The sequence below is a fragment of the Salinicola lusitanus genome (assembly GCF_003206045.1).
In the GTDB taxonomy this organism is placed as follows: domain Bacteria; phylum Pseudomonadota; class Gammaproteobacteria; order Pseudomonadales; family Halomonadaceae; genus Salinicola; species Salinicola lusitanus.
The window spans coordinates 367,890-377,143 of record NZ_PZJM01000006.1; the positions used below are offsets into that span (position 1 = coordinate 367,890).

The window sequence follows — 9,254 nt, forward strand, 5'->3', positions numbered from 1 at the left end:
CCCCTTCGATGGCGCCCCGAAGCCCGAAGCCCGAGGCTCACGCTTCGCTGGCACGCTCCGAGCCGATCTGGCTTGGCCGCAGTCGGCGATGAAGCCTGTCGAGGTAAAGATAGACCACCGGGGTGGTGTAGAGCGTCAGGATCTGGCTGACGATCAGTCCGCCGATGATGGTGATCCCCAGTGGCGCGCGCAGGCCGGCATTCTCGTCGGTGCCGAGCAGCAGCGGCAGGGCGCCGAGCAGCGCGGCGAGGGTGGTCATCATGATCGGCCGGAAGCGGACCAGCGCGGCGTGGCGAATCGCCTCCTGGGGCGTCATGCCCTGGTCGCGTTCGCAGACGACGGCAAAGTCCACCAGCATGATCGCGTTCTTCTTGACCACGCCGATCAGCAGGATGATGCCGATCAGCGCGATCAGGGTGAACGGCGTGTCCAGCGCCATCAGCGCCAGCAGCGCGCCGACCCCGGCGGAGGGCAGCGTCGACAGGATGGTCAACGGGTGGATGTAGCTCTCGTAGAGAATGCCCAGTACCAGATAGACCGTCACCAGGGCAGCGAGGATCAGCCACGGCATCGCTTCGATACCGCTCTGGAAGGTGCCGGCGCTGCCCTCGAAGTCGACCTGGAGGGCCGTGGGCGGGTGCAGCGCATCGACGGCCTGGCGAATGCGCGCGGTCGCTTCTCCCAGTGACACGCCCTCCTCCAGGTTGAACGAGACCGTCGAGGCGGCGAACTGGCCCTGGTGGTTGACCGTCACCGGGGTGGTGCTGCGCTCGACATGGCTGAACGCCGAGATCGGGATCATCTCGCCATCGCTGGCGCTGACATGGAGGTCGCCGATGGCATCGGGAGCCTGGCGGTAGGGGGCTTCCACCTCCATCACCACGTAGCGCTGCTCATCGGCGTCGTAGAGGCTCACCACCTTGCGCTGGGCGAAGGCGTTGCCCAGGGCTGTGTCGATGGTGCTCATGTCCACGCCGAGACGCGAGGCGGTGTCCCGATCCACGACCAGCCTGGCGGCCAGGCCGTCGCCGCGGTTGTCGCTGTCGACCCCGGTGATGCCGTCGACCTGCTGCATCGCCTGCTGGATCTTCCTGGACCAGTCGCCCAGCAGCTCGAGGTCGTCGCTCTTGAGCGTGATCTCGTATTGGGAAGCGCTGCTGGAGCGTCCGCCGATGCGGATATCCTGCAGCGGGAACATGAAGGTGCTGACCCCGGTCAGCCCCTGCAGACTGGCCATCAGGCGATTGCCAATCGCCTGGGTCGAAGCCTGGCGGTCGGACTTGAGGGTGATGAACAGCGTCGCCGAGGAGCCGCCGCGGCCCGGGCCGCCGCTACCCATGAACCCCAGCACGCTGGCGACGGCGGGATCGGCCTGCAGCCGCTCGCGTACCTGGCCGAGCTTGTCCGAGACGGCGTCGAACGACAGCGCCTGGTCGCCGCGCATGGTGCCGAGCAGGCGTCCGGTGTCCTGATCCGGGATGAATCCCTTGTCGACGGCGGTGTAGAGATAACCGTTGAGCACGATCACGGCGACCAGTGACAGCAGTGTCAGACGGCGGTGCTTCAGGGCGATGTCCAGAGTCCTGGCGTAGCCGCGCACGAAGGCGTGGCCAATGGCGGTCAGGGAGCGCTCCCAGCGGGGCTGACGCTGGCGTTCCGGATGCGGCTTCAGCCAGCGGGCGCACAGCATCGGCGTCAGCGTCAGTGACACCAGCAACGACACCCCGATGGCCAGCGACAGTGTCACCGCGAACTCGTGGAACATCCGCCCGATGAAGCCGCCCAGCAGCAGCAGCGGGATGAACACCGTCACCAGCGACACGCTCATCGCGGTGACCGTGAAGCCGACCTCCCTGGCGCCGAGCAGCGCAGCCTCGAACGGCTTGACGCCCTGCTCGATATGTCGGGCGATGTTCTCCACCACCACGATGGCGTCGTCGACCAGGAAGCCGATCGAGACGATCAGCGCCATCAGCGACAGGGTATCCAGCGAGAAGTCGAACGCCCACATCATCGCGAAGGTGCCGATCAGCGACACCGGAATCGCGACACTGGGGATGATCGTGGCGCGGGCATTGCGCAGGAACAGAAATACCACCAGTACCACCAGCACGACGGCCAGCAGCAACGTCAGTTGCGTCTCGTGCAGCGATGCCTGGATACCGGGTGCCCGGTCGAGCTGCACGCTGAGGTTGACGTTCTGCGGCAGCAGACTGCGCACCTCGTCGAGACGCTCCCTGACGCCGGCGATGGTATCGATGATATTGGCGCCGCTGGCACTGCTGATCACCAGCAGCACGGCAGGGAGATCGTTCTGGAAGCCGACGTTGTAGCGATCTTCCACCCCGTCGACGATCTTCGCGACGTCGCCGAGTCGCATCAGCGAGCCGTCGTCGCCCTTGGCGATCACGATCTGGCTGTAGTCGCTCGCCTTCAGCAGCTGGGAGTCGGTCTGGACCTCCCAGCGGTGCTCGACGGTCTGCACGAACCCGGTGGGCGACTGCGTCGTCGCCGCGCGCAGGGCCCCGGCCACGGCATCCAGCGCGATACCGGCGTGGTTGAGCTTGCGCGGATCGATCGACACCCTGACCGCCGGGGAGGAGCTGCCGCCGACGTTGACGTCGCCGACGCCGGGAACCTGGGCGATGGGTGGCGCGATCTTGCTGTCGGCGAGGCGATAGAGTTCGCTGGTGGGGAGGGTGTCGGAGGTCAGGGACAGGATCATCACCGGCGCCGAGGCCGGATTGAGCTTGCGGTAGTGCGGCCGGCTGGTCATGGCGCTGGGGAGCAGCGGCTGGGCATCGTTGATCGCGGCCTGGACCTCCTGGGCGGCCACGTTGATGTCCTTGTCGAGATCGAACTGGATGATCACGCTGGTGGAGCCGTCGGAACTCGACGAGGTCATCTGGGTGATCCCGGGGATGCGCCCCAGCGAGCGCTCCAGCGGCGTCGCCACCGTCGATGCCATGGTTTCCGGATTGGCGCCGCTCAGGCTCGCCGATACCAGGATGGTCGGGAACGACACGTTGGGCAGCGGTGCCACCGGCAGCCGCTCGTAGGCGAGCGAGCCCAGCAGCACGATGGCCAGCGCCAGCAGGATGGTGGCGACGGGCCGGCGGACGAAGGGCGCCGACAGGCTCACGGCGACACTCCGTCACGACGCTCTTCATCACGGCCCGGCGCATCGCGCTCGTCGTCATGGCGCTGGGCCCGGCCGAAGCGTCCCGCGAGGCGGTCGAAGAACAGGTAGATCACCGGCGTGGTGAACAGCGTCAGCAACTGGCTGAACAGCAGCCCGCCGACCATGGTGACACCCAGCGGCTGGCGCAGCTCGGCGCCGTAGCCGCTGGCGAACATCAGCGGCATGGCGCCGAGCAGCGCGGCGAAGGTGGTCATCATGATCGGCCGGAAGCGCAGCAGCGCCGCGGTATGGATCGCCTGCGCCGCCGACATGCCGCGCTCGCGCTGCGCCTCCAGCGCGAAGTCGATCATCATGATGGCGTTCTTCTTGACGATGCCGATCAGCAGGATGATACCGATGACCGCCACCAGACCGAGCGAGTAACCGCCGATCTGCAGCGCCAGCAAGGCGCCGATGGCGGCGGAGGGCAGCGTCGACAGGATCGTCAGCGGGTGGATGTAGCTCTCGTAGAGCACCCCCAGCACGATATACATGGTGACGATGGCGGCCAGGATCAGCCACAGGGTGTCGCCGGTGGAGTCGGTGTAGGCCAGTGCCGAGCCGCGATAGGTGAGCGTGGTCTGGTCGCTGAGCGTGTCCGCCGCCGCCTGGTCGATGGCCGCGAAGGCCTCCGACAGCGAGTGGCCGTCGGCGACGGCGAACGACATCAGCGCCGAGGGGAACTGGTTCTGGCGCTGCAGCGAGAGCGGGGTGGTGCGTTCGGTCAGGGTCACCAGGGTCGACAGCGGCACCAGCTCGCCGTCGTCGTTGGCCACGTAGAGGCGCGACAGCGCCTGCGGGCCTTCGCCGTCGGTGGCGCTGGCGGCCAGCACCACCCGGTACTGGCTGGCCTGGGTGAAGATGGTCGAGATCAGGCGCTGGCCGAAGGCGTCGTAGAGCGCGTCGTCGATATCGGCGACGCTGATCCCGAGCCGGCCGGCGCGGCCGCGGTCGATGGTCACCTCGAGCTTGCGTCCTTCGTTCTGGACGTCGCTGCTGACGCTGGCGATGGCGGGGGAGCGTCCGAGGGCCGCGAGCAGCCTGGCGGCGTCGTCGTTCAACGCCGCGCGGTCGCCCTGGGTCAGGGCGAACTGATAGGGGTAGCGACTGATCGTATCTTCCAGTGTCAGGTCCTGCACCGGCTGCAGTGACAGGGTCAGCCCGGGAATGTCGCGGCTTTGGTCGCGCAGTCGCGCCAGGATGCTGTCCAGGTCGCCGCGTTCGTCCAACGGCTTGAGATTGATCGAGAGGCGGCCGCTATTGAGCGTGGTATTGGTGCCGTCGATGCCGACGCTGGACGAGACGCTCTCGACGGCGGGATCCTTCAGCAGGCGGTCGACCAGTCGCTGCTGGCGCGCCGACATCGCGTCGAACGAGGTGGACTGGGTCGCCGTGGTGATGCCGCGGATGACCCCGGTATCCTGCACCGGGAACAGCCCCTTGGGCGTGGCGATGAACAGCAGGGCGGTGACGCCCAGGGTGGCGACCGCCACCAGCAGCGTCAGCGTCTGGTGACCGAGCACCCAGTTCAGCGCGTGTTCGTAGCCGCGGGTAAGGCGACCGAACAAGCCTTGCCGGCTGCGCACCATGGCCTCGTCGTCCATCTCGTCGCCGCTGCGGCCGGCGGTTTCCGGACGCGGCTTCAGCCAGCGCGCGCAGAGCATCGGCGTCAGCGTCAGCGAGACGAAGGCGGAGATCAGGATCGAGATCGCCAGGGTCAGCGCGAATTCGCGGAACAGGACACCGACCACGCCACTCATGAACACCAGCGGTATCAGCACGGCGAGCAGCGAGACCGTCAGCGAGAGGATGGTAAAGGCGATCTGGCGCGAGCCCTTGAGCGCGGCGGCGAGCGGTCTCTCGCCCTTCTCCACGTAGCGGGTGATGTTCTCCAGCACCACGATGGCGTCGTCGATGACGAAGCCGGTGGCGATGGTCAGCGCCATCAGGGTCAGGTTGTTGAGGCTGAATCCCGCCAGATACATGGCGCCGAAGGTGCCCACCAGCGACAGTGGCACCGCCAGGCTGGGAATCAGTGTGGCCGGGATGTTGCGCAGGAACAGGAAGGTCACCATCACCACCAGCCCGATGGCGAGCATCAGTTCGAACTGCACGTCCTCCACCGCGGCGCGGATGGTAGTTGTGCGATCGGTGAGGATCCTGACGTCGACATTGGCCGGCAGCGTTTTCTCCAGCGCCGGCAGGCTCCGCTTGATGCTGTCCGCCACGCCGACCACGTTGGCGCCGGGCTGGCGCAGCACGTCGATCAGGATCGCGCCCTCGCGATCGGCCCAGGCCGAGAGGTAGGCGTTCTCGGAACCGTCCTCGACCCTGGCCACGTCCGACAGCCGCAGCACCGAACCTTCGTCGTTCTTGAGGATCAGGTCGCGGTAACCGTCCGCCGACAGCAGTTGATCGTTGGCATCGATGCTGTAGGCGCGATAGGGCCCGTAGAGCGTGCCCTTGGCCCGGTTGACGTTGGCGGCATCGACGGCGCTGCGCACGGCGGCGAGATCGAGGCCGTAGGCGGCGAGCTGGCGCGAGTCGACGGTGATGCGCACGGCGGGCTGGTGGCCGCCGGCCAGCTTGACCTGGCCCACGCCGGTGATCTGGGCGATCTTCTGCGCCATGCGCGTATCGACCAGATCGTAGACCTTCGTCAGTGGCAAGGTGTCCGAGCTGACCGCCAGGGTCATGATCGGGGTATCCGCCGGATTCACCTTGCTGTAGCTGGGGGGGCGGGGCAAGTCGTCGGGCAGCAGTGTCTCGGCCTGGCTCAGCGCCGCCTGGACCTCCTGCTCGGCGACGCCCAGGTCGGAGTCGAGCGAGAAACGCAGCGTGATCAGCGAGGCGCCGCCGGTGCTGGTCGAGCTCATGTCCTCCAGTCCCGAAATCTCGCCCAGCTGGTCCTCCAGCGGGGAAGTGACGTGGGAGAGCATCACGTCGGGCCCGGCGCCGGGGTAGAGCGTGGTGACCTGGATGGTGGGGAAGTCCACCTCCGGCAGCGACGAGATCGTCAGCAACCGGTAGGCCATGGCGCCGGCGATCAGAATCGCCAGCATCACCAGCGAGGTGGCGACCGGGCGCAGGATGAACAGGCGAGACGGGTTCATGAGGCGCGGCCGTCACCACCGTCGTCGACCCCGCCATCTGCGCCGGCGGCGTCCATCACCTCGTCGCTCGATTCGCCCGGCAGGGCATCGCTGACCACGCGAACCTTGGCGCCCTCGCGCAGGTTGTCGACGCCGTCCACCACGACCCGCTCTCCGGCTTCGACGCCGGACGACAGCGCGCTCTGGGAGTTCTGGGTTGCGGCCAGTGTCACGTCGCGCCGGGTCACGGTGTCGTCATCCTTGACCACGTAGACGTAGTTGCCCTCCTGGCCGGTCTGCACCGCCGGTTCGGGGACGATCACCTGGTCGCGGAGGATCTGCGACACCAGGCTGACGTCGACGTAGGCGTTGGGATAGAGCCCGCCGGTCGGGTTGTCGAGGATGGCGCGCAGGCGGATCGTGCCGGTGGCGCTGTTGACGTTGCTGTCGATGCTGCTCAACTGGCCCGAGTGGGTCTCGCCATCGGTATCGGTCACGTTCACTACCGGGTGGTCGCCGGCGATCAGGCGGCCACGGACGATATCGACGTAGCGACTGGGCAGCGAAAAGATCACTGAGATCGGATCCAACTGGGTGATGGTGACGATCGGCTCGTCGTCGCCGAGCTGGACGATATTGCCGGGGTCCACGTTGCGAATCCCCGCCACGCCGGTGATCGGCGCGGTGATGTCGGTATAGTCGAGCTGGACCTGGGCGCTCTTGACGCTGGCCTGGTCGCTGGCGACCGTGCCCTGGTACTGACGCACGAGCTGGCGCTGCTGCTCCAGCTCCTGGCGCGAGACATAGTTGGTCTCGATCAGCTTCTCGTAGCGGGCCAGATCTTCTTTTGCCGAGGCCAGTTGGGCCTGATCCTGGGCCAGTTGCCCCTTGGTCTGATCCAGTTGCGCCTGGTAGTCCCGCGGGTCTATCTGGGCGATCCGCTGACCTTTCTGGACCGTTTGGCCCTCCTCGAAGTCGACCGAAATCAGCTCGCCCTCCACCCGTGGCCGCACGGCGACGCTCGAGAGCGGTCGCACCGTCCCCAGCGCCGTCAGCTCGATCGGCAGGTCCCCGCGGCTGGCGGCCACGGCGGAGATGGCCGTGGCGGGCATGCCGCCGGCGCCTGCCTGCCCAGGGGATCCGTCGTTACCCTCGGGCGCGTCGTTCCTGCCGACAAAGTAGTAGGCGAGGCTGGCCGCGACGAGGATCAGCAGCAACCACCATAGCCAGCGTAGCGGCCGGCGGGGGCGAGACGACGTGGAGGAGGATGACATGACGAAAGACGTTCCTTGTACGGACTTTGTGACGTGCGCGCTACACGGTTCGAACGAGCTTGGGGTCGGACTAGCCTAAAGCCGAACCCAGTGTAACGGAACACTGTTCGCACAATGCGCAATTAGCGCGCAAATAAATTAGCGGCGCCAGGCCGATGATGGCACCAATGAACAGGGTCGACGAAAAAAGCCCGGCGTCGGGGCCGGGCCAGGGGAAGAGGCAGGGTAGGCAGCCAGCGTCGCTCGACACTGGCCTTGGATCGTCGAACGCCAACCGCCGACCGGGAAGCGCTCGGGCGACATCACACGCTTCTGGCGGGCGCCTGGCGAGCCGGCGCGCCATCGGCGACGTAGTAGGGCGCCTCCGAGGCCGGCAGCGGCTCGCGCCCGCGTACGCGATCGGCGAGCTTCTCCGCGATCATGATGGTGGTGGCGTTGAGATTGCCGGTCACGATCTGCGGCATGATCGAGGCATCGATCACGCGCAGCCCCTCGATGCCGTGAACGCGACCCTCGCCATCGACCACGGCGTCGTCGTCGCTGCCCATGCGGCAGGTGCCGCAGGGGTGGTAGGCCGTTTCCGCATGCTGACGGACGAAGGCGTCCAGCTCCTCGTCCGACTGTACATCCGGCCCCGGCGAAATCTCCCGGCCACGGTAGGCATCCATGGCCGGCTGCGCGATGATCTCGCGGGTCAGGCGGATCGCGGCGCGAAACTCCTCCCAGTCGCGCTCGGTGGCCATGTAGTTGAACAGGATACTGGGCGCGCTGCGCGGATTCCGGTCGCGCAGCTGCACCCGCCCACGGCTCTCGGAGCGCATCGAGCCGACGTGTGCCTGGAAACCGTGGGCCTGGACCGCACTCTTGCCGTTGTAGCTGATCGCGATCGGCAGGAAGTGATACTGCAGGTTGGGCCACGCCTCGCTGTCGTCGCTGCGGATGAAGCCGCCGGCCTCGAACTGGTTGCTGGCGCCGATGCCCCTGCCCAGGAACATCCACTCCGCGCCGATCTTGGGCTGGTTGTACCACTTGAGTGCCGGATAGAGCGAGACCGGTTGCTTGCACTCATACTGGATGTACATCTCCAGGTGGTCCTGCAGGTTCTCGCCGACGCCCTTGAGCGGATGCACGACGGGAATGCCGAGCTTTTCCAGCAGTTCCGGATTGCCGACCCCGGAGCGCTGCAGGATCTGCGGCGAGGCGATCGCGCCACCGCACAGCAGCACCTCGCGACGGGCCAGGGCCTGGTGCGGCTGGCTGTTGTTGAGACGGTCGTGCAGGTAGTTGACGCCGACGGCCCGCTGATCCTCGAACAGGATCCGGTCCGTGGTCGCGTGGGTGACGATGGTCAGGTTCTCGCGCTGCTTGGCGATGTCCAGATAACCGCGCGCGGTGGAAGAGCGGCGGCCGTTGGGCGTCGTCGAACGGTCCATCGGGCCGAAGCCCTCCTGCTGGTAGCCGTTGAGATCCTCGGTGCGCGGGTAGCCCGCCTCGACACCCGCCTCGATGAACGCCTGGTAGAGCGGGTTGTTGTCGGGTTTCGGCGTCGCCACGCTCAGCGGTCCGTCGCCACCGTGATAGTCGTTGGGGCCGATATCGCGGCTTTCCGCCTTGCGGTAATAGGGCAGGCAGTCGCGATAGCGCCAATCTTCCAGGCCCGGCTCCTTGGCCCAGTTGTCCAGGTCCAGGGCGTTGCCGCGGATGTAG

General features: G+C 67.0%; 4 protein-coding genes. All 4 read right to left on the reverse strand.

Features of this window, described 5'->3' with window-relative positions; translation table 11 throughout:
* Window positions 1-37 precede the first annotated feature (37 nt).
* Window positions 38-3,142: an efflux RND transporter permease subunit gene (locus tag DOM45_RS12825; RefSeq protein ID WP_110601094.1), complete on the reverse strand. Its 3,105-nt coding sequence runs from the start codon at window positions 3,140-3,142 to the stop codon at window positions 38-40.
* Window positions 3,139-6,294, reverse strand: a complete 3,156-nt coding sequence (locus DOM45_RS12830) for a multidrug efflux RND transporter permease subunit (protein WP_110601095.1) — start codon at window positions 6,292-6,294, stop codon at window positions 3,139-3,141. The genes DOM45_RS12825 and DOM45_RS12830 overlap by 4 nt, the downstream gene beginning before the upstream one ends.
* Entirely contained in the window at window positions 6,291-7,547 is a 1,257-nt protein-coding gene (locus tag DOM45_RS12835; protein ID WP_110601097.1) for an efflux RND transporter periplasmic adaptor subunit, read from the reverse strand. Before DOM45_RS12835 ends, DOM45_RS12830 begins: the two co-directional genes overlap by 4 nt.
* Window positions 7,548-7,849: 302 nt before the next feature.
* Window positions 7,850-9,254 (reverse strand): choline dehydrogenase (locus DOM45_RS12840; RefSeq protein ID WP_110601098.1); only part of this gene is annotated, 1,405 nt, incomplete at its 5' end.